The organism is Methanococcoides sp. LMO-2, assembly GCF_038432375.1.
GTDB lineage: Archaea > Halobacteriota > Methanosarcinia > Methanosarcinales > Methanosarcinaceae > Methanococcoides > Methanococcoides cohabitans.
On sequence record NZ_JBCAUS010000002.1, the window covers coordinates 916,920 to 939,345 of the forward strand.

Consider the following 22,426-nt stretch of genomic DNA (forward strand, 5'->3'; position numbering starts at 1 on the left):
ATGTCAACAGACCTTATTTAGTCTGTTGATTGTTCTGCTGTTTTGCAGTATTCACGTAGGCACCGACCGCCACACTTGCGGCTGCAGCCTTTCTGGAATTGGAACAAAGCACCGATGACAGAGTGATATTCTTTTCATGCTCACGTTCAACGACCTTTTTGACATCTTCTATGATATCATAGTCATCAATGAAGTGTGTTGTCAGGTCACCACGTACGAATGCCTCGTTGTCCAGGACAGCTTTATGGAATGGTATGTTGGTAGTAACTCCCTATATGATAAACTCATAAAGAGCCCTCTTCATCCTATTGATGGCCTCATCACGATCACTTCCCCATGTGCTTAATTTTGCGATCATGGAATCATAGAAAGGCGGGATAGTGTAGCCCATATAGACACCACTGTCCATACGCACACCTGGCCCCCCCGGAGAACGATAGCCTCTGATCTTACCAGGAGATGGTGCAAAGTCGTTCAAAGGATCTTCCGCATTGATACGACATTCGATAGCATGCCCCTGGATCTTGATATCTTCCTGCTTGAAAGGCAGTTTTTCGCCGTCTGCAATTAGGATCTGGTGTTTCGCGAGATCAATACCGGTTACCAGTTCAGTGATACCATGCTCCACCTGAAGTCGTGTGTTGACCTCAAGGAAGTAGTAATCACCTTTTGAATACAGGAACTCCACTGTACCTGCATTCTTGTAACCTATTGATTTCGCTGCTTTTACTGCAGCTTCACCCATTTCCTTGCGAAGTTCAGGTGTCATGATAGGAGAAGGCGCCTCTTCCATGAGCTTCTGGTGTCTGCGCTGTATGGAACATTCCCTATCCGATACATAAACCGTATTACCGTAATTATCAGCAAGTATCTGGAACTCGATATGACGTGGTTCTTCAGCGTATTTCTCAACGAATACAGTAGAATCACCAAAAGCAGACTTTGCAACTGACTGGATGGATTCCAGTGATGAAGCAAAATCATCTCTCGAGTGGACGATCTTCATACCAATACCACCACCACCTGCAGATGCCTTGATCATTACAGGATACCCGATGGAATCTGCGATCTCAATGCCCTCATCAGCATCCTCGATCGCTTTATCATAACCGGGAACTACAGGAACTCCAGCCTCTATCATGAGTGCCCTGGCAGCGATCTTACTACCCATCTTTTCGATAGAATCACTTGAAGGACCGATAAAGGTTATGCCATTCTCCTCACATTTCTTTGCAAACGTGGCGTTCTCAGAAAGAAAACCATACCCCGGATGAATAGCTTCTGTGCCTGACTCCTTAGCAACTTCCAGGATCTTATCAATATTCAGATAGCTCTGGCTTGAAGGAGCGGGGCCGATCAGATATGCCTCATCAGCATACTTTGCGAAAAGGGCATTTTTATCAGCTTCTGAATAAACAGCCACGGTAGAGACGCCAAGCTCCCTGCAGGCACGCATGATGCGTATGGCGATCTCACCTCTGTTAGCTATGAGTACTTTTTTGAACATAATTATACCCCGGCATCAGTTGATAGCCATGAGAACTTCATCTGTAGTGACAGCATCACCTTCAGAAACATAGATCTCTTTTACTACACCACTGAACGGAGCATGGATAGCATTCTCCATTTTCATGGCTTCGATCACACAGATCTTGTCCCCTTCCTCAACAGTATCACCAACATTGACATTGATGGAAAGCATCATACCCTGCATGTGGCTTGTGACTGCACCTTCACACTCGATCTCAGGCTTTGAGCTCTCGACCACCTGCACTGAGCCTCCGGTAGGTTCTACCTTGACATCAAATACCTCACCATCGATCTCAACACGGTAATCTGTTGGAATTTCCACATGGGCCTGCAGAGCAGCCTGGGCAACGGTCACAGGTAGAAGGTCCTCTTCCTCTGCCTCACCGAGCAGGAACTTTGGTGCAATGGCAGGATACAGTATATAGGTCAGGACATCTTCTTCTTTCTTTACAAGACCCTGCTCCTCTGCTTCCTTCTTAAGAGTCTCATACTCAGGTTCAAGAAGGTCTGCCGGGCGGCAGGTAATAGGCTCTTCGTCACCTATGATCTTTGCGATCATCTCCTGACTGATAGGTGCAGGTGACCTACCATAAAGACCACGTGCATAATCCTTCACCTCTTTAGGAATGACCTTGTAACGCTCACCCATAAGAACGTTCAGCACTGCCTGGGTTCCTACGATCTGGCTGGTAGGAGTGACAAGAGGAGGATATCCAAGCTCCTCACGTACCCTTGGCATCTCTTCAAGTACAGCATCATACTTGTCAAGAGCATTCTGCTCCTTGAGCTGTGAGACAAGGTTGGAGAGCATACCACCAGGAATCTGATAAAGCAGGACATTAGTATCGATCTGTTCGGATATAGGATCAAGTATGCCCCTATATTCTTCCTTGAGATCCTTGAAGTACCTGGAGGGTTTGGTAAAAAGTTCCAGGTCCAGACCAGTATCATATTTGGTTCTTGCAAGTGCTGCAACAACTGATTCTGTTGGTGGCTGGGAAGTACCGCCTGCAAGTGGGGATAAAGCAGTGTCAAGAATATCTACACCTGCATCACAGGCTGCCATGTAGCTCATTGAAGCCATGCCTGATGTGCAGTGGCAGTGAAGTGCAACAGGAAGACCCACTTCTTTCTTGAGTGAGCTGATAAGTTCGTATGCCTCGTGAGGGGCAAGCAGACCTGCCATGTCCTTGATACAGATGGAATCACAATCAAGATCTGCAAGTTCTTTTGCAAAATCAACATACTTCTCCACGGTGTGCACCGGGCTGATGGTGTAGCTGATCGTACCCTGTACATGGGCTCCGACGTTCTTTGCAGTGGTTATTGCCTTCTCCATGTTCCTGATGTCATTGACAGCATCGAATATCCTGAAGATATCAATACCGTTCTCGTGGGCCTTGGTTACGAACTTTTCCACAACATCATCTGAATAGTGACGGTATCCCACAAGGTTCTGACCACGAAGTAACATCTGAGCGGGAGTATTTTTCATATGTTTTTTAAGCTCCCTCAGGCGTTCCCACGGATCCTCGTTCAAGTACCTGATACATGTATCAAATGTAGCACCTCCCCACATTTCAAGGGAGTAATAACCGACCTCATCCAGTTCTTCAATGATCGGTAACATGTTACGGGTTCGCATACGTGTCGCAAGAAGAGACTGGTGTGCGTCTCGAAGGATTGTTTCCGTGATTTTTACTGACATAGTTTTACCTCATAATTAGATCTATTTAGACCCGATCCGGGGTTTGTATTCACAATAAGCCTAAATTGTACATAATTAAACATCTCCTTTTATGTACTTTCTGGTAAGCGTTTATAAAGGACAGGGGAAAATAGGTATTTCTTTCTTTAAATAAAATATAAGTAGCAGGGAATAAGGTCATTATTAGCCAGCACGTATAAACTAAAAAGAAAATAGCAATAAATCAATTTGAGAATAAATTTAAAAAAATAGAATGGCAGAGGTTATACTGCCCGGTAAATCAGAAGTCGAAGAAATGAAGATGAACAAAATAAAAAAGAAAAGAAAATATCAGATAAAACCCAATAGCTGAGATAATTTTATCATAATATTGCCAACAGAAAGAGTCAACTTGTCGACAAATCCCACTGCTTCAATATCAATGGCACCAGTATCATAAGCATCGAGGAAGACGCTTAACGGATCCTCTGAATCAAGAAGTTGACCTATGGTACCCTCATCAGTATATATCATAAGAGAAGGAGTGAAATCCGACCCATCCTGATCCGTAACACTGAATTCGGTCACGAACATATCCTCGGTAACTATCTTCAAAGCAAGTGTGCTTCCATCCTCCATATCAATTACCGCAAGAATGTTCTCATTTCCAAGAAGAGTATTAAGTTGAGCCGGTGCACTGTCCGCATTCATATTGTATTCGTCAACTACAAGATCAAGTTCACTGAAAAGATCAGCAGATGCAGGTACAGAGAATAAAGTCGCTATAACTAATAACGTAAGAATTATCCTGTTCAATATAGATCCTCCTTCAAATAACACAACTCATATAATATTCAAATTATAAAAACCAGCGGGAACATTTTCCAAAGAACATCAACACTTATTTAATTCCAAAAGCCATATCCAATCAATCAGGGAGATCAACCCAACATGGCAGAAATTGTAGCAAGCGAGGAGATGCAGGAGTACTTCAACACACTTGAAGGAACGTTGAAAAGGGAGATAGAGATAGTCAACACTGCACGTTCGAATGGAAAGGACCCAAAACCACATGTTGAGATCCCACTTGCAAAGGACCTTGCGGACAGGGTAGAGAACCTGATTGGTGTCAAAGGTGTAGCAGAGCTCATCCGCAAACTGGAAGAAACGAGATCCAGGGAAGAAGCTGCGCTGGCACTTGGAAGAGAGGTTGCCCAGGGAAAAGTCGGAGAGTTCGATTCAAAATCAGAAGCTATTGAAGCTGCCATCCGGGTGTCTGTTGCCATGCTGACAGAAGGCGTGGTCGCTGCCCCGATCGAGGGAATCGACCGTGCAGGTGTCGGAAAGAACGATGACGGTTCAGAATATGTCAGCATTTTCTATGCAGGCCCTATACGCAGTGCAGGAGGTACTGCACAGGCATTATCTGTCCTTGTTGGCGATTATGTGCGAAGAGGCGTAGGCATTGACAGGTATAAGCCTCGAAAAGAAGAGGTTGAACGCTACATCGAAGAGATCATGCTATACAAGAGGGTTGCAAGTCTCCAATACACCCCTTCCGAAGAAGAGATCCGGCTGATCGTTGAGAATTGCCCGATCTGCATCGATGGAGAGCCAACCGAAGCAGAAGAGGTTGAAGGACACCGCAACCTTGAGAGAATTGAAACTAACAGAGTACGTGGTGGAATGGCGCTTGTACTTGCCGAAGGTCTTGCATTGAAGGCCCCGAAGATACAGAAGCATGTAAGAAAGCTCAAGATCGATGGGTGGGAATGGCTCGACCAGCTGATATCAGGTGCAAAGGGACCAGACGACAGTAGCGGGGAAGATAAGAAGGAAGAAAAACCGAAGATCAAGCCGAAAGACAAATACATGCGCGACCTGATCGCCGGAAGGCCTGTGTTCTCCCACCCATCCCGACCCGGAGGTTTCCGTTTACGCTACGGCAGATCACGCAACACATCATTTGCAGCCGCAGGGATAAGTCCGGCCGGAATGATCGTAATGGACGATTTCATCGCACCAGGAACACAGCTTAAAGTTGAAAGACCCGGAAAAGCTGCAGGAATGGCACCAGTGGATTCAATTGAAGGTCCTACTATAAAGTTGAGATCGGGAGATGTTGTCAGGGTCGACCTTATAGAGGACGCATACAAATTCAGGCCGGAAATAGAAGAGATCATTGATATCGGAGAGATACTGATCAATTACGGGGATTTCCTTGAGAACAACCATCCCCTTGCCCCATCACCTTACTGTTTCGAGTGGTGGATACAGGAGTACAGGAAAGCCGGAGGAGATACATCGATTGCTGAAGGTGTACTTAAGGTGCCTGACCAGGACACCGCACTGGAGATCAGCAAAAAGTACGGCGTACCACTCCATCCGAAGTTCACATACCTCTGGCATGACATCGAAAACGAACAGTTCGAGAAACTTGCTGACTTCGTGTCAGAACAGGGAAGACTGGAGAATGACAGAACGATCCTGAAGTTACCTTACGAGAATGCACTATCAAGCGGAGTGAAAAGAATACTTGAACTGCTCCTTGTCCTCCATAGGATCATTGACGGGATGATAGTGATCGAGGAACCACTGCCACTAATATACACTCTTGGACTTGATGACGAACTCAGGAAAAAATGGGATACTCTTGAAAACGAAGAGGTACTTGACAATATCAACCAGATCACGGAATTTGAAGTCCGTCCAAGGGCACCAACGCGTATCGGTGCAAGGATGGGAAGACCGGAAAAATCCGATAAACGGAAGATGTCACCGGCGCCCCATGTGCTGTTCCCGATCGCAGAGGCGGGAGGCAATACACGAAAGCTCGACAACGCGGCAGGTTTCAAGATATCTGCCAATGCAAAGGTCGGCGAGATACCTGTAGAGATCGGGAACAGGATATGCCCTGCATGTGGAGTGGAAACTTTCGAATACAGATGTGACTGTGGCGAATATACACTGCCCAAGCTATTCTGCCCGAGATGCGGCATCTCCGTGAACAAAGAGGAGTGCCCAAAGTGCGGTACAAAGACGACCTGTACCAGCATGAGAAAGATAGATTTCAAAAAAATATACCAGAAAGCGTTCGAGAAGATAGGTGAAAGGGATAACCTCGACTCCTTCAAGGGTGTAAAGAAGATGATGTCAAAGGACATGACACCCGAGCCACTAGAAAAAGGCATTCTCCGAGCCAAACACGACCTGTTCACGTTCAAGGACGGGACAGTCCGTTATGACATGTCCGATATACCACTTACCCACATCAGACCTTCGGAGCTAGGCGTAACCTGTGAGAAGTTCAGGGAACTGGGCTATGAAGAAGACATTTACGGAAAAACACTTAAAGACCCTGACCAGGTACTCTGCCTGAAGGTACAGGATCTTGTGGTGTCATACGATTGTGCTGATTATCTCCTTAGGACAACACAGTACATCGATGACCTTCTGGTCAAGTACTACAAGGTCGATCCATATTATAATGCAAAGACCAGAGATGATATAGTAGGCATCCTCCTGATGGGACTGGCACCGCACACATCAGCAGGAGTTCTTGGAAGGCTCATAGGATTCACAACGGCTGCCGTAGGATATGCCCATCCGTTCTTCCATGCCGCAAAAAGACGTAATTGTGACGGGGATGAGGACTGTGTCATGCTGCTTATGGACGGGCTGCTCAACTTCTCACATGAATATCTTCCGGACAAGAGAGGAGGAAAGATGGACGCACCACTTGTGCTTACCACAAGGCTCGATCCCAGCGAGGTAGACAAGGAAGCACATAATATAGACGTATGCGAGTCGTATCCTCTTGAATTCTACGAAGCTACTCTAGAGATAACTAACCCAAAGGAATTCGAAGATACCTTTGATCTTATCAGTAGCAGGCTTGGTACCCCATTGCAGTACGAGAAGTTCATGTTCACCCATGACACTTCCGACATTGCTGCCGGCCCATTAAAAAGTGCTTACAAGACCCTTGGGAGTATGGTCGAGAAGATGGACGCACAGCTTGAGCTGGGCAAGAAGATACGTGCAGTCGATGCATCAGATGTTGCAGAGAGGGTACTGATATCACACTTCCTGCCGGACATGTTCGGAAACCTGAGGGCATTCTCAAGACAGGGAACAAGATGTGTCAAGTGCGGTGCTAAATATCGCAGGCCACCGCTCACAGGCAGTTGCCCGAAATGCGGCGGCAGGGTAATACTTACGGTCCATGAAGGAGCCGTCAAAAAGTATCTTGAAGTCTCAATGAAAGTGGCGGAAGAATACAACGTTTCCAGTTATACAAAACAACGCATTGAGTTGATAGGTTACGACATGAAGTCACTTTTTGAGAATGACAGGTCTAAACAAATGGGACTTTCGGACTTTATGTGAAAAAGAGAAGCAATGGATGCATTATCGATGCATTATTGCTTTATTATATTATTGATCCATTGACACTATATATTAGTGCAGAGACATTACCGCAAAATTGCAGATTCCTCTTTTCAAACATCACTTCTTAAGAGGCATACCTATGGCATTGATATGCTGAATCAGCTCTGTGAAATTCTCCATTTCAAGTTCAAGAACAGCTTCTTCACTCATACCTATTGACATCTCACCATCAACTGTAAGTGTATCCGGACCACGTCTTACAAGACGTTCCACACCATCGCTGGAAAGCACTCCTTTTACTTCGGGATCGTGGACAAAGGCACGACCTGGAATAAGGACTGTCTCTTTCACATTGGACAGGTCCAGGTCACGGAAATCCTCTATGGTGATAAGGCATCCGATGTCCTTGTCCAGTCCGATGACGTTGACACTGCCCCCAAGCTTGTCAAATATCTCGGAGAGCCGGGATTCTGCAACCCTGCTTGTGATAACAGTAGCTTCCTTTGTCACCTCGGGTAACTTTGTGAGCAGGTCATCATGTAATCTTATAGCGAAGGGTGATCCGATAAGAGGATCTTCCAGAGGAGTGCCCGTGATCCTGAAACTGTGAGCTGCAGCTGCATCGCGTACTATCCGGGTAAACTCTTCGACAGTTTGGGACTTGATGCCTTCCATGATCGGAGCATTCTCGAGGATAAGGCCTTCTTCCCTTGAATTTGCAAAGCGCATCAGTATCGCACCTGCAGCTCCCATATCCTCAAGGTCTGAAAGGGTCTTCTCAAGAACATCACCGTCATTGACACCCGGGATCACAACGATCGCACCGTAGACCTCACAATGAGCACAGAAATCCCGGAGAACAGCAAGAGATGCTTCCGGTTCCGGATCGTTCATATATTCCCCACGGACCTGCGGATCTGTTGCAAATACTGTGAATGAAACTTCAGTAACACCGTTCTCGATGAAGAAGAGAGCATCATCTTCGGAAGTAAAACCTTTCCCACTGGTATATCCAAGATGTATTGGTTTTCCGAACTGGGACAGGAAAGAGACCAGCTCCTTAAGTTCAGGATAGCAACTTATGTCGCCGCCGCCACTTATGGTGAACTTGTCAACATCCCCTGAACCAAAATGGAGGGACTGTGATACTTCACCCATTACATACTGGGCAGGTTTGAAGCCGGAGTATAGCTCTTTGACGCCTCTGGTACAATAGTCACATCCCTTTGAAAAAGGGAAACAATGCTTGCAACCAAAAGCGGGTACATCCTTTACTTTCTTAAAATAGCAATACTTGCAGAACCCACGGCAATCCACACCAGGGTTACCTCCGACATCAGCGACTATTTCCATATAGATCGTGGTTACGACTATGTACGTACTACTAAACCTTTGTGGTGTAAAGAACGGGGGAGGCAAACATTGAGTATTATTCTTTCCAAAATTAATTAATAAAGATATAATTGACAAAATGATTCATACTAATTTGTATATGCGTATGCAGATAGTATGATTATTTGCACCCGTATTTCAGAATAAAAGCAATAAGAGCACATTAATGTAATGAATAATGATGATGGAAATTGTTGAGCTTGCATGAAATGCAAAAGCTTTAAACCTAAAAACGACGTTCCAAATTTGAATCAATTAGAAGAATGACCATTGGGGATATTATTAAACACAACCCGGCAACAGTAGGAAACTCCTGTGCCATCGCTCAAATTTGTGGTTCCCATAGGGATTTCTGGAATAAAATTAGGAGGAAATATCGTGTCTGACAAAGTAGACATATATGACGACAGAGGTACACTGTTGGAAAGTGACGTTGACATAATGGCACTCGCACCAACAACAAATGCAGCAATCGGAAAGATCATCAAAGACACAAAGAGGACTGTAGCTGTCAACCTTGCAGGTATCGAGAAAGGTCTCGCAACCGGCAAGTATGGTGGCAAAGGACGTCAGATCCTTGGCCGTGGTCTTGAGTATGATATCGTAGGGAACGCAGACGCAATCGCAGAATCTGTTGCAAATCTTGTAAAGACAAGCGACGATGATGACACAAACGTAAAAGTGATCGGTGGCGGAAAACAGCTTCTTGTGCAGGTTCCAAGCGCAAGGACAGACGCTGGTGCTGACTTCGTTTCAGGAAGTACAGTAAGTGCAGCAGCTGTTGTACAGACCATCATTGACACATACAACACCGACATGTTCGATGCACCACTCGTAAAGGGCGCTGTCTGGGGTAGCTACCCACAGACCATGGACATGAGCGGCGGAAACGTTGCATCAATTCTTAGCATACCACAGCAGAATGAAGGTCTTGGATTCTCCCTTAGGAACATCATGACCAACCACGTCGCTGCTATCACAGGCAGAAAGGCAATGAACGCTGCTGCACTCTCCTCAATCTATGAGCAGGCAGGTATGTTCGAGATGGGTAACGCAGTCGGTTCATTCGCAAGACACCAGTTACTCGGATTCGCATATCAGGGTCTTAACGCTAACAACATCGTCTACGAAATGGTCAAAGAAAACGGCAAGACCGGCACAGTCGGATCAGTCATCGAGACCGTTGTCGAGAAAGCACTCGAAGCAGGTATCATCGAGGTCGACCACAAGGCACCATCCGGATACAACTTCTACAAGGCAAATGACGTTTCCATGTGGAACGCATGCGCAGCAGCTGGTCAGCTCGCAGCTACACTCGTAAACTGTGCAGCAGGCAGAGCAGCTCAGAATGTATCATCAACCATCCTGTACTTCAACGATATGCTTGAGAAAGAAACAGGTCTTCCAGGCTGTGACATGGGTAGAGCACAGGGTACTGGTGTAGGATTCTCCTTCTTCAGTCACTCAATCTATGGTGGCGGTGGACCAGGTATCTTCAATGGTAACCACGTTGTAACAAGACACTCCAGAGGATTCGCAATTCCTTGTGTATCCGCTGCATGTTCACTTGATGCAGGTACTCAGATGATCACCATCGAGAAGACATCAGGACTTGTTGGAAATGTGTTCGGTTCAATCGAAGAATTCAGAGAGCCAATCAAAGCAGTTGCAGGGGCACTCTAAACCAAGAGCTCTAACAGATCTTGAAGGTAATCAATAATGGTCGATTCTGCATCAAACACAGAAAACCTCATACAGATCGAGATATTTCCACGAAGGTTACTCAGCCCGGAAACCGCACAGGAACTACTCGTCGAACTGAGCAAAATAGAAGGCATCACAAGGGCATTCGTACAGGGCCCAAGACTTCCAGTGACCGTACCGTACGGTCCTGCGACAGGACAGGTTGTCAACCATAAGTTCAGTGACACGATCCGTATCGGTGAAACGGACATTAGCCTGGCTGTAATTGTTGGCCGCATAAGGCTGGAAGTCCTTAACTCAGAGATAAGAGACAACATCAGGGAAGTTTGTGAGCGACTACTTCCGATGGGACTCGAGTTCAGAGAAGGACTATTCTTACCAACCAGGCAGACCGTCTCCGACTATGCAAAACGTGGTCCTGGAGCAGATCCTACAGTCCTCGGACTGACAGATCCGAAAGGCAAAGTGGGTAATCGTATTTGTACCTTAAATCCAGCGGAATGATGTTAAATGTTTGACCGGGAAACACAAGTTGTAGACTGCAGACATGGAATGGGCCTCGGCCGCGGCGGAGGGCTTGCACAACGCGGAACTCTTTCAGAGACCGGACGCCCTGATGTCATAACAGTCGCAATGAGTCCCGGCAGACGTCACATCACAAAACCGATATGTGAACTCACATACGGCATGCGCAGGGAGGATATACAGGTCAGTGTTTTGGTATTGAACTCAGGATCAGGAATACCTGATACACCAATGAGGTCCGGCGCATTCGGGATAACACCTGAAGAAATTGCGCAGATATCAAGGCACAAACTGGCAGTTATCCATACAGGGAACATACGAGACCATGTGGTCAAAAAAGTAAGGGAAATTCTAAAGGATGCAGAGGTCCCGGCAATAATCGTCTGTCAGACTAAAATTGACTTTGAAGATTTTGCCAAGGGAGGAATTAAGACCAAAATTGTGAAGCCTAAAAATAACGAGACCCTAACAAAAGGAAAAGTTATGGATATTGTGTCAGGAGTCACAAGAGGAGAATCATGTTCAAGGGACAAGTTGAACGAACTCGTGAAATCCGTGAAGAACACAATGAGATCTATTGATAACTAAGGAGTGTATAATATGGCATACGAAGCACAATATTATCCAGGTGCAACATCCGTTGCAGAAAACAGAAGAAAGCACATGTCCGGAGACGTCGAAAAGCTCAGGGAAGTCTCTGACGACGATCTTACATTAGTACTCGGACACCGTGCACCAGGTAGTGACTACCCAAGCACACACCCACCACTCGCTGAGATGGGTGAACCAGAATGCTCAATCAGAGAAATGGTCGAACCAACACCAGGCGCAAAAGCTGGTGACAGGGTAAGGTACGTTCAGTTCGTAGACTCAATGTACAACGCACCATCAACACCATACTTCAGGTCCTACGCAGCAGCAATCAACTACAGAGGTGTCGACCCAGGTACACTTTCCGGTCGTCAGGTCGTTGAGGCTCGTGAGAGAGACATGGAAGAGATCGCAAAGTTCCAGCTCGAGACAGAAATGACCTGCCCAGCACTTGCAAGCCTTCGTGGCGCAACTGTTCACGGTCACTCACTCCGTCTCCCAGAAGATGGAATTATGTTCGACATGCTTGACAGATGCCGCCTTGAGAATGGCGTAGTAATCATGCACAAGGACCAGGTAGGAAGAGCAATCGACAAGAAGGTCGACTTCGGAAAGCCAATGTCCGAGGAAGAGGCTGCCAAGAGAACCACAATCTACCGTGTAGACAATGTTGCATTCAGAGATGACGCAGAGGTCATCGAATGGGTCCACACAGTGTTTGAGAAGAGAACCGCATATGGATTCAAGCCAGAGTAAGCGAGGTGAGAAAAATGGCAGATGATAGAAAGAGACTGTTCCAGAAAGAATTAGAAGTTAAATTCACAAAAGAACACGGCGACAACAAGATGGAAGGCGGAGAGATCACTGACAAGAAAGTGACATACTACCGTCTTGGTGTTGACCAGAACCCAAGAAAAGTCGAGATGAAGAAAGCTGGCCAGGAAATGGCTAAAGCTAGAGGACTCGTTGGTTACAACCCAATGATGCACTGTGGTGGTATCCCACTCGGTCAGAGAGCAATCACACCATCCTTCGTTTCCGGTACTGACATTATGGTCGAGACCGATGACCTCCACTACGTCAACAACGCTGCAATGCAGCAGATGTGGGATGACATCAGAAGAACCACAATTGTCGGTATGGACATGGCTCACGAGACACTCGAGAAGCGTCTCGGTATCGAAGTCACACCAGAAACAATCAACCACTACCTTGAAGTGCTCAACCACGCACTCCCTGGTGGAGCAGTTGTTCAGGAGCACATGGTCGAAACACACCCAGCTCTTGTAGATGACTGTTACGTGAAGATCTTCACTGGTGACGACGAACTTGCAGATGAGATCGACAGTCAGTTCCTCATCGACATCAACAAGCAGTTCCCAGAGGACCAGGCAGAAGCACTCAAAGCAGCTATCGGAAAGACAACCTGGCAGGCAGCACACATCCCAACCGTTGTAAGCAGAACAACAGATGGTGCACAGACCTCAAGGTGGATGGCAATGCAGGTCGGTATGTCCTTCATCGCAGCATACAACATGTGTGCTGGTGAAGCAGCAGTAGCGGACCTTTCATACGCAGCAAAGCACGCTGGTGTTATCTCAATGGGTGACATGCTTCCAGCAAGACGTGCACGTGGTCCAAACGAGCCTGGTGGAATTTCCTTCGGTCACATGGCAGATATCATCCAGACAAGCCGTGTTGACGCAGAAGACCCAGCACACGTAGCTCTCGAGGTAGTCGGTGGAGGATGTATGCTCTACGATCAGATCTGGCTCGGTTCCTACATGTCTGGTGGTGTCGGATTCACACAGTATGCAACCGCTGCATACACCAACAACATCCTTGACGACAACCTGTACTACAACGTTGACTACATCAACGACAAGTACGACGGTGCAGCAAACAAGGGTACCGACAACAAGGTCAAGGCAACAATGGATGTTGTCAAGGACATCGCAACAGAGTCCACAATCTATGGTCTCGAGAACTACGAGAAGTACCCAACAGCACTCGAAGACCACTTCGGTGGATCCCAGAGAGCAACAATGCTCTCCGCAGCAGCAGGTAGTGCAACAGCACTCGCAACCGGAAACGGAAACGCTGGTCTTTCCGCATGGTACCTTTCAATGTACCTGCACAAGGAAGCACACGGACGTCTTGGTTTCTTCGGATACGACCTGCAGGACCAGTGTGGTGCTACAAACGTATTCTCCTTCCAGTCCGACGAAGGTCTGCCTGTTGAGCTCCGTGGTCCAAACTACCCTAACTACGCAATGAACGTAGGTCACCAGGGTGGTTACACCGCAATCGCTTCAGCAGCACACGCTGGACGTGGAGATGCATGGGCAGTCAACCCACTGATCAAGGTCTGCTTCGCAGATGACCTTCTCCCATTCGACTTTACCGCACCAAGGAAAGAGTTTGGAAGAGGCGCAATCAGAGAGTTCGAGCCAGCTGGTGAGAGATCACTCATCATCCCAGCAAAATAAACACAAATTTAAAAAGGCAGGCTTTGCCTGCTTTTTTCTATCTTTTTTTGATTTGGACAACAGGTCCGCATTTTATCATATTCACTAACCTTTGATGATCAGCGTGAGCTTTGTTTGGTGAAAGCTATTTTATTATTTGAGAAGCTGTTTCACAAAAATAAAAGCCAATAAATCGATAGTTATATGAGTAAAGTAATCATCATCCAAAGCATTAAAATCACACAGGGACAATAAAACCCCGGATATTACCATATTATCTTTTCACAAGGTGATCACTTCATGGCTACAGAGATAGAAAAGAAAGTAATGGAAGCAAAGATAGCCTCCATTACACTTGCAAGTGTGGACACTCGGACAAAGGACAGGGCTCTTGAAGCCATGGCCAACGCACTTGACGAAAACCGCGACAGGATATTAGAAGCAAACAAGGCTGACCTCGAAGAAGCCGAAAAGATGATGGCTGAAGGCAAGCTCTCACAGGCGCTCGTAGACCGCCTTAAGGTCAGCAATTCAAAGATCGACGGAATGATCAGCGGTATTCGCGATGTTATTAAACTGGAAGACCCTTCCGGAAAAACACTCCGGACACTCGAACTTGACACCGGTCTGGACCTCTATCAGGTAAGCTGCCCCATCGGCCTTATAGGAGTGATCTTCGAATCCCGTCCTGACGTTGTCCCGCAGATCATGTCACTTTGCTTAAAGAGCGGGAACGCTACCATATTCAAAGGCGGCAGTGAAGCACTCAACTCCAACCGTACAATATTTGACATACTTGTCACAGCCATGGAAAACACAGAAGGAATACCAGGCGGAGCATTCCAGCTCATGGAAACAAGGGAAGAGGTAATGGACCTCCTTGCACAGGATGAATACATCGATCTCCTGATCCCACGTGGCTCCAATGATTTCGTGAAGTTCATACAGAACAATACCAGGATCTCGGTCCTCGGACATGCAGATGGCATATGCCATGCCTATGTGGACAATAAAGCGAACCTGCACAAAGCATACGATGTGTGCTTCGACTCAAAGGTGCAGTACCCTGCAGTGTGCAATGCCATGGAAACATTGCTGATAAACAGGGAGATAGCAGGGGATTTCATGCCTGAAATGATCAAAAGGTACGAGGATGCAGGAGTTGAACTCCGTTTTGACGAGGGCTCATATACACTTGCAGAAAATCTTGGCTTTAAGAACCTCAAAAAAGCAACCGAGGAAGACTGGAAGACCGAATATAATGAACTTATACTTTCAGTAAAGCTGGTCGATTCCATTGAAGAAGCGATCAACCACATTAACAGCTATGGATCCCACCACACAGATGCGATAATCACAGAAGATGAAGCAAAAAGAAAGCAGTTCATCGACCTTGTGGACTCTTCAAGTGTAATGGTCAATGCATCCACAAGATTTGCAGACGGGTTCCGCTACGGAAAAGGTGCAGAGGTAGGAATCAGCACTAACAAGATACATGCACGCGGCCCGGTTGGAATGGAAGGACTGGTCATTTACAAGTACGTCCTGTTAGGTAACGGGGACAAGGTAGCAGATTATGCCGGAGATGAACCAAAGCCATTTACCCACAGGTTGCTTGACAAAGAACTATCTGACGTTCTGGACAACTGATAACAATTAAAAGGTGCCCACTTTGATCAACAGAAAAGAGATACTTGGTGATGCTGAGAAAATAGTAATCAAGCTAGGTACGACCTCGATCAGCAGGGAAGATGGAAGCCTTAATACGGAATTTATGGAAAAGGTCGCAGCACAGGTCGCAGAGCTGCACAATGCCGGAAAGAAGGTAATACTGGTAAGTTCCGGTTCTATCGGGATCGGGATCGAGATACTGAACCTCAACTGCCGTCCAAAGGAGATTCCTGTACGGCAGGCAGCTGCTGCTGTGGGGCAGGGTTTCCTGATGCAGCACTGGATGGAAGCTTTCCGCAAATATGACCTCAACGTAGCGCAGATACTTCTGACATACGACTCATTCACTAACAGATTAACATACCTCAACCTGAGGAACAGTATCTCCACACTATTGAGCTACGGAGTTATTCCGATCATCAACGAAAACGACCCGATATGTGTTCATGAGATCGAGGCTACCCTTGGTGACAATGACAAGCTCTCCGCAATGGTCGCAAGTAAAACAGAAGCAGACGTACTGATGTTACTAACCGACATAAACGGGCTCTACAATAAGAACCCAAAACGTCATGATGACGCAGTACTGTTAAACACCGTTGAAGAGATCACACCTACCATTGAAAGCTATGGCGGAAGCCCCACCAGCATGAAAGGGGTTGGAGGCATGCGCACAAAGATAGCAGCTGCAAAGATCTGCAATATGGCAGGCTGCTACATGGTCATTGCGAACAGCAATGTTGACAATGTGATCAGCAGGGTGCTCTCCGGAGAGAACATCGGAACACTCTTTCTCGCAAACCAGTTCGTTCACAAGAACCGTATACGCTGGATCATACTCGGGAAAGCCTCCGGCATCATTAAAGTCGATTCCGGAGCTAAAAAGGCCATATCCAATAGTATGAGCCTTCTCCCATCAGGAGTTCTTGAAGTAGAAGGAGCCTTTGACAGAGGCGATATCGTTAAGCTGGAGTGTAACGGAGAAGTGTTTGGAAAAGGCATTACAGATTACACATCTGAAGAACTCAAGTCTATCAAAGGAAAACACACGGATATGATAGCTGAGATACTTGGATATAAGAACTATGACCACGTGATCAAGAAAGAGAACATCGGTCTTCTCAAATAACAGATAGCGTATGATAAGTGTATAATAACATTTTTAAAACATGGTTCCGTCAATACACAGGAACAAAAACAATCATATTATACACTTTTATTTGCTGTAATACTACCCCACCGATGGAAGGATACAGGTGTATTAATGAAATCAAAAGCTCAGGAAAACAATGGAAGATCAAAACCAAAGGTCCTTGTTGTAGAAGCAAGTGACCAGGATGTTGAAAGCCTGAGTCTTGTTCTTTCAGAGGACTACGATGTTATCAGGGCCACCAGAGGTCATGAAGCCCTTAGCATAGTGGAAAACGAAGATCCTGAACTTGTCCTTCTTGGAAATGACCTTCCCGACATGGAAGGGGATAAAATCTTTAAAGCGATAAAAGGAAAGCTCAGCAATGAGCTGATCCCTGTTATAGTTGTCACATCCCTTTTTGAAAATGAAGAAAAGACAAAGGCCATTAAGGAAAATGCAGATGAGATACTCATAAAGCCTGTTGATGAGCTTGAACTTACAACACGCGTACGTTCACTACTACGCATGCGCCATCTGCATGATGAACTTGTCAAAGAGAGAGACGAGGTTCAAACCTATATTGATGTCGCGGGTTCGATCATAGGAGTCGTTGACAGGAACTTCAAGGTAACCCTCGTAAACCAGAAGGCCTGTGATGTCCTCGGTTATTCAAAAGAAGAGGTCATGGGACAGAACTGGTTCGATATATTCGTACCTGAATACATAAGGGAAGATATTAAAAAAGGCTACAGAGGAGTCATTAATGGTGTCATTGAACCTCCGGAGTTCTCAGAGAAACCTATCGTTACCAGAAACAGAGGAGAAAGATGGGTACTCTGGCATGACGTCATCCTCCGTGATGATGATATGAACATCGTAGGAACTATTAGTTCCGGTGATGATATCACAGAAAGGAAGCTTGCAGAGAATGCAATGGAAGAGGCAAACACTGAACTCAAATTGCTCGACAACATAAAGGACCAGTTCCTGACAAACCTTAATTATGAGCTAAGGACGCCACTGATCTCCATAAAAGGCTTCTGCGAACTATTGATGGAAGAGCAACTTGGAACAATAAACGATTCTCAGAAAAATGCTCTTGATACAGTCCTGAGGAATACAGAGAGACTAAGACACCTTATAGATTCACTCCTCTACGTGAGCGGGGAGCGCTCCCAGGAGATAAAATATAACATCATTCCACTCTACCCCGCAAGGCTCATCGAGGATATCATTGAAGATCGTGCCCTTTATATGCAAAAGAAGGAACTTACGATCGAAAATAATGTGCCAAAGAACCTTCCTGCAATATTGGGAGATATGGAACATCTGGAAAGGATGTTCACACACCTTCTCGACAACGCAATAAAGTTCACACAAACCGGAGGAAAGATCACAGTTTCAGCATCCCACTATGACGACACCGTCGAAATCAAAATAACGGATACAGGGATAGGAATCCCGGAGGATATCCTGCCTAACATATTCAGCAACTTCTATCAGGCCGACGGGTCTACCAGAAGAAAGTATGGAGGCACAGGTGTTGGACTTCATATCTGTAAAAAGATCATTGAAGCACATATGGGAGAGATCTTTGTCGAGAGTGAAGAAGGAACAGGCACTACGTTTACCGTCCTGCTTCCTGTATGATACTCGTTTTTACCCCCATAAACATGCTACAGCACATTTTCAGACCACATTTTCATGTCATACTATTGCTTTAACCATTTCCATACTATCATTACAACTTTTGAACCCATGCCTTCTTATGCATTCGCTTCGAACACTATAAATATAATAAGACAGGATGACTTGTGATGAGAAAAGAGCGATCTGTAAAGATGATCTTAGCACTCCTGGCCATAATCATACTTGCAGTTGTGTTAAGCTACGCACTGATACCCTACATCAATGCTTTTCTTGGGGCATTCATTCTTTACGTGATCTTCAAACCGGTTTATTGCCTGCTTACAGAACGATTTAAACTTCGAAAGGATGTATCTGCAATTACTGTGATGCTGCTTTCATTGATAGTTGTATTTATACCACTTTACTTCCTGTTCGTATCCATTGTCGGAGAACTTGGAGGTGTGATAAACAGCATAATAGCCAATATCAGCTATGTTGAGATCATAGAGAACATAGAATATCTGGATGAAGTTCTGCCAGACCTGGAAATTCAGGATAAACTCATCAACGTGGTTTCAACTGCAGGTTCATATCTGAGCGGATATCTCCTATCAGCACTACAGAACATCGGTGGATACGTCATATCCCTCATCATAATGTTCTTTTTGCTATACTACCTATTCACATCCACGAACACTGGTTTTGATACAAAGATTAAGGAATACGTCCCATTTAACAACAGGAACACAGACAAGATTCTGAGCGAGCTCAAGAACGTAATACAATCCACCCTTATTGCCACATTGCTTATAGCAGTCCTTCAGGGATCACTATTAGGCCTGACGTTCTATGCAGTAGGCATAGAAGGTGCAACACTCTGGGGAGTTGCCACTGCAGTACTGTCATTTGTCCCGTTGATAGGCTCACCCATCATATGGATACCTGCCACCATTATACAGATAGCATTGAAGAATTACGTTGCAGCCGTTGCGATCTTCATAATGGGACTTATCATCAGCAACATCGATAATCTCCTCAGACCTTTCATCCAGAAAAAAGTAGGGGCCATGCACCCATTCGTGTCCCTTCTTGGAATATTTACAGGAATCTACCTTTTCGGCATCATCGGTATTATTGTTGGGCCACTCCTGATATCAACATTCCTTCTGATATTGAAAATGTTCAATGAGGAATATCTTCAGGAATGACCTGCCCAGATATGAACTTATTTTGAGATCAGGGATCAGTAAAAGCCATGATGTTAAAGTATTTAGATCTGAAATTATCCGGTCCGGATCCCTAAAGCAAGCTTAGCCTTTTTGATCCTACCAACTATCACCTGTTTTAAAACATAGGAAACAGGAGTTCTGTGGCCTCCGAAAGTTACCTTCCCATCACGTATGGCCTGAAGCACGGCTTCAGGGGTCCTTTCTGAAGCATCAACCTCAGTATAGGAGCAGCCTACCATCTTCACTTCGTGTGCATCACTGCCACCCACCTGTGGCATACCAAGTTCCCCGGTTACTCTTTTTGCCTTGTTGTTGGCACCTCCTGTAACACACCTGGAGTTAAGCACCTCCACAGCATCAGCATCGAGCCCTTCAACATAGCCAATACCATGCGAGGTGATCTTGAAAGGATGGGGAATTATCACAACTGCACCAAGTTCCCTTGCACGCTCTATGGTCTTCTCAGGAGTCATACCCGATTCAATGTCCCCATCGGGATCAAGTACAAGGATATGACCTTTAGAAGAAGTAACTTCTATACCCGGGATCACAATAATATCAGAACCCAGTTCCTTTGCCCTTTTAACACATGCAAGGCCCCCCTCACGTGTATCGTGATCACATATAGCAATCCCATCCAGACCATTCTTCTTTGCATGTTCAAGAATGGAGTCTAAGCTGGCATTGCTATCTTTTGAAAAGCAGGAATGAACGTGAAGATCAATACGCATATAGAGAATGCAGTGCTCTCCTGTTATAAAGTTTTTGAGGAATGCTTTGCATAATTAATCAAAAAAGAAAAAATAGGAGGATAAATGTAAAAAAGCGAACGGGATGAATCAAGTCGATTACATAGGGGATTTGTGGTGTAGTACTTAGGGGATGTATGAAGAAACCCGTTCGCAATTATACAAACGTTTCGAACACATATAAACTTTTCGCATAAATACGAACGAATATTAAACGTTCGTAAATATTATTCAAAAGACATGACGAATGTTTTGCATAGTTTTCCATAATGAACAAAAAAATAAAGGATAAATAGCAAAAATGCGAACGGGGTGAATCAAGTCGAATACATTGGGGATTTATGGTGTAGTGCTTAAGAGGATTTATTAAGAAAACCCGTTCGCAAATATACAAACGGTTACAACGTTTATAAACATTTCGCATTATTACGAACGAATATAAGATTTTATTTAATATTATTCAGGAGATTTCGAATTGTTTTACTTTTTGAATGATCTCATTTCGTGCCTCTATTTCCATAATGATAGAGTCACCGTATTCGATAGAATGAACTATTCCTTCATCATAAAGCCATGAGACCACAGACATGCCTTCTTCGGACATGGGAATGGAAATATGCGAATGTCCCCATTTAGGCAATTTTTTGTACAGAAGCTGCTTAAGTTCATCAATGCCCTGACCCGACACTGCGGAGATCATCACCGGATTCGGAGCAAGGTAACTAATAGCATCCAGTTTCTCCTGCAGTTCCTCATCTGGTAGCAGATCGGTCTTATTGAGAGCTGTGACTATCGCAGCACCTCCGGTCCTCTTCCAGAATATATCATGACTTACCGCCAGCTTTTGTCTGATGACATCAACAGGATCGCTCATGTCAACCACAAGAAGGATAACATCGGCCAGGAAGATCTCATCAAGGGTTGACCTGAAAGCGTCCACCATCCAGTGCGGGAGATCCTCAATAAACCCAACAGTGTCTGTCAGGAGGACCTTGCGCTGGTTGATCGTAAGAGAACGTGTTGTAGGGGACAGTGTGGTAAAGAGCATGTCCTCCACTATTGTCCCCTCTTTCACAAGCAACTGGAAAAGGGTACTTTTACCTGCATTCGTATATCCTGCCAGTGCCACAAGAGAAAAACCCCTCTCATGCCTGAAGGTCCGAAGGGATTCGCTTCCCTTGCAGGAGTGCATGAGCTCGGTCCTGATCCTGACTATCCTTTTCTTTATGTCCTGCTCATAGGAATCCTCATAACCCCCAAGACCCATAAACCCCGGTCGCTCTTCCTTCTTGAGCAGGGAAACAATGGATTTCGCCTTAGGAAGCTCATATTGTAATTTTGCAAGCTCCACCTGCAGTTTTGCACGTCTGGTGGTAGCCCGTGCAGCAAATATCTCAAGGATGAGCTGGAACCTGTCCATCACTTCACACTTGCAGGTTTCGGAAATATTATAGATCTGGGTAGTTGAAAGCTGGTTGTTAAAGATAACCTTCTCAGCCTCCAGGGCTTCCACAAGCTCTGCAAGCTCGTCCACCTTTCCACGGCCTATCTGGTACTTCCTGTCAGGATAACGTGATTGTATCATTGATCCAACTACAGTATAATCGGAAGCATGTGCCAGCTCTTTAAGTTCTGCCAGCTTTCGCTCATTCTCAGCCTCATCGGCATTCGGGTCATTACGCTGGACAACAATGGCTTTTCTCATATTACAACCTTGTAACGGACAA

At 45.6% G+C, this 22,426-nt stretch carries 15 protein-coding genes and 1 pseudogene; 10 read left to right on the forward strand and 6 right to left on the reverse strand.

The window, feature by feature from the left end:
* Window positions 1-13: 13 nt before the first annotated feature.
* The 3 genes and pseudogenes from WOA13_RS04790 to WOA13_RS04800 form a co-directional block, all read right to left on the reverse strand.
* Window positions 14-1,507 (reverse strand): annotated as a pseudogene (locus tag WOA13_RS04790) (acetyl-CoA carboxylase biotin carboxylase subunit).
* A 15-nt stretch (window positions 1,508-1,522) separates the two neighbouring features.
* Complete coding sequence (gene oadA, locus WOA13_RS04795) at window positions 1,523-3,238, reverse strand: sodium-extruding oxaloacetate decarboxylase subunit alpha (protein WP_342126810.1); 1,716 nt, start codon at window positions 3,236-3,238, stop codon at window positions 1,523-1,525.
* 330 nt (window positions 3,239-3,568) lie between these two features.
* Window positions 3,569-4,033 carry a hypothetical protein gene (locus WOA13_RS04800; RefSeq protein ID WP_342126811.1) on the reverse strand — a complete coding sequence of 155 codons (465 nt, stop codon included), beginning with the start codon at window positions 4,031-4,033 and terminating at the stop codon, window positions 3,569-3,571.
* A 135-nt stretch (window positions 4,034-4,168) separates the two neighbouring features.
* On the opposite strand from WOA13_RS04800, the gene WOA13_RS04805 reads away from it, so the two are divergent.
* Window positions 4,169-7,606, forward strand: a complete 3,438-nt coding sequence (locus WOA13_RS04805; protein ID WP_342126812.1) for a DNA polymerase II large subunit — start codon at window positions 4,169-4,171, stop codon at window positions 7,604-7,606.
* Between the two features lie 120 nt (window positions 7,607-7,726).
* Here the strand turns inward: WOA13_RS04805 and mmp10 are convergent, their stop codons facing one another.
* Window positions 7,727-8,962, reverse strand: a complete 1,236-nt coding sequence (gene mmp10, locus WOA13_RS04810) for a methyl coenzyme M reductase-arginine methyltransferase Mmp10 (protein ID WP_342126813.1) — start codon at window positions 8,960-8,962, stop codon at window positions 7,727-7,729.
* A 417-nt stretch (window positions 8,963-9,379) separates the two neighbouring features.
* Here mmp10 and mcrB point away from each other — a divergent pair, with 417 nt between their 5' ends.
* The 9 genes from mcrB to WOA13_RS04855 all read left to right on the forward strand — a co-directional run bounded on the left by mcrB (window position 9,380) and on the right by WOA13_RS04855 (window position 19,929).
* The gene (gene mcrB / locus WOA13_RS04815; RefSeq protein WP_342126814.1) at window positions 9,380-10,684 is read left to right on the forward strand and encodes a coenzyme-B sulfoethylthiotransferase subunit beta; all 1,305 of its coding nucleotides are present in this window, start codon (window positions 9,380-9,382) and stop codon (window positions 10,682-10,684) included.
* A gap of 36 nt (window positions 10,685-10,720) precedes the next feature.
* Window positions 10,721-11,209: a methyl-coenzyme M reductase operon protein D gene (gene mcrD / locus WOA13_RS04820; RefSeq protein ID WP_342126815.1), complete on the forward strand. Its 489-nt coding sequence runs from the start codon at window positions 10,721-10,723 to the stop codon at window positions 11,207-11,209.
* Between the two features lie 6 nt (window positions 11,210-11,215).
* On the forward strand, window positions 11,216-11,818 hold the full coding sequence (gene mcrC / locus WOA13_RS04825) for a methyl-coenzyme M reductase I operon protein C (RefSeq protein WP_342126816.1): 603 nt from the start codon (window positions 11,216-11,218) through the stop codon (window positions 11,816-11,818).
* A gap of 12 nt (window positions 11,819-11,830) precedes the next feature.
* Window positions 11,831-12,577 carry a coenzyme-B sulfoethylthiotransferase subunit gamma gene (mcrG, locus tag WOA13_RS04830; RefSeq protein ID WP_342126817.1) on the forward strand — a complete coding sequence of 249 codons (747 nt, stop codon included), beginning with the start codon at window positions 11,831-11,833 and terminating at the stop codon, window positions 12,575-12,577.
* Window positions 12,578-12,591: 14 nt separating this feature from the next.
* Window positions 12,592-14,310, forward strand: a complete 1,719-nt coding sequence (gene mcrA / locus WOA13_RS04835; protein WP_342126818.1) for a coenzyme-B sulfoethylthiotransferase subunit alpha — start codon at window positions 12,592-12,594, stop codon at window positions 14,308-14,310.
* A gap of 279 nt (window positions 14,311-14,589) precedes the next feature.
* Window positions 14,590-15,939, forward strand: a complete 1,350-nt coding sequence (locus tag WOA13_RS04840; protein ID WP_342126819.1) for a glutamate-5-semialdehyde dehydrogenase — start codon at window positions 14,590-14,592, stop codon at window positions 15,937-15,939.
* 22 nt (window positions 15,940-15,961) lie between these two features.
* Entirely contained in the window at window positions 15,962-17,089 is a 1,128-nt protein-coding gene (gene proB, locus WOA13_RS04845; RefSeq protein ID WP_342126820.1) for a glutamate 5-kinase, read from the forward strand.
* 135 nt (window positions 17,090-17,224) lie between these two features.
* Complete coding sequence (locus tag WOA13_RS04850; RefSeq protein ID WP_342126821.1) at window positions 17,225-18,742, forward strand: sensor histidine kinase; 1,518 nt, start codon at window positions 17,225-17,227, stop codon at window positions 18,740-18,742.
* A 167-nt stretch (window positions 18,743-18,909) separates the two neighbouring features.
* Complete coding sequence (locus WOA13_RS04855) at window positions 18,910-19,929, forward strand: AI-2E family transporter (protein WP_342126822.1); 1,020 nt, start codon at window positions 18,910-18,912, stop codon at window positions 19,927-19,929.
* Between the two features lie 74 nt (window positions 19,930-20,003).
* Here the strand turns inward: WOA13_RS04855 and WOA13_RS04860 are convergent, their stop codons facing one another.
* Both WOA13_RS04860 and hflX read right to left on the reverse strand, forming a co-directional pair.
* Entirely contained in the window at window positions 20,004-20,681 is a 678-nt protein-coding gene (locus WOA13_RS04860; RefSeq protein WP_342126823.1) for a PHP domain-containing protein, read from the reverse strand.
* Between the two features lie 478 nt (window positions 20,682-21,159).
* Complete coding sequence (hflX, locus tag WOA13_RS04865) at window positions 21,160-22,404, reverse strand: GTPase HflX (protein WP_342126824.1); 1,245 nt, start codon at window positions 22,402-22,404, stop codon at window positions 21,160-21,162.
* Window positions 22,405-22,426: the final 22 nt, after the last annotated feature.

Coding starts and splice junctions, on each gene's coding strand:
- oadA (WP_342126810.1), bottom strand. CDS start 3,238: ATGTCAGTAAAAATCACGGAAACAATCCTTCGAGACGCACACCAGTCT.
- WOA13_RS04805 (WP_342126812.1), top strand. CDS start 4,169: ATGGCAGAAATTGTAGCAAGCGAGGAGATGCAGGAGTACTTCAACACA.
- mmp10 (WP_342126813.1), bottom strand. CDS start 8,962: ATGGAAATAGTCGCTGATGTCGGAGGTAACCCTGGTGTGGATTGCCGT.
- mcrD (WP_342126815.1), top strand. CDS start 10,721: ATGGTCGATTCTGCATCAAACACAGAAAACCTCATACAGATCGAGATA.
- mcrC (WP_342126816.1), top strand. CDS start 11,216: ATGTTTGACCGGGAAACACAAGTTGTAGACTGCAGACATGGAATGGGC.
- mcrG (WP_342126817.1), top strand. CDS start 11,831: ATGGCATACGAAGCACAATATTATCCAGGTGCAACATCCGTTGCAGAA.
- mcrA (WP_342126818.1), top strand. CDS start 12,592: ATGGCAGATGATAGAAAGAGACTGTTCCAGAAAGAATTAGAAGTTAAA.
- WOA13_RS04840 (WP_342126819.1), top strand. CDS start 14,590: ATGGCTACAGAGATAGAAAAGAAAGTAATGGAAGCAAAGATAGCCTCC.
- WOA13_RS04850 (WP_342126821.1), top strand. CDS start 17,225: ATGAAATCAAAAGCTCAGGAAAACAATGGAAGATCAAAACCAAAGGTC.
- WOA13_RS04855 (WP_342126822.1), top strand. CDS start 18,910: ATGAGAAAAGAGCGATCTGTAAAGATGATCTTAGCACTCCTGGCCATA.
- WOA13_RS04860 (WP_342126823.1), bottom strand. CDS start 20,681: ATGCGTATTGATCTTCACGTTCATTCCTGCTTTTCAAAAGATAGCAAT.
- hflX (WP_342126824.1), bottom strand. CDS start 22,404: ATGAGAAAAGCCATTGTTGTCCAGCGTAATGACCCGAATGCCGATGAG.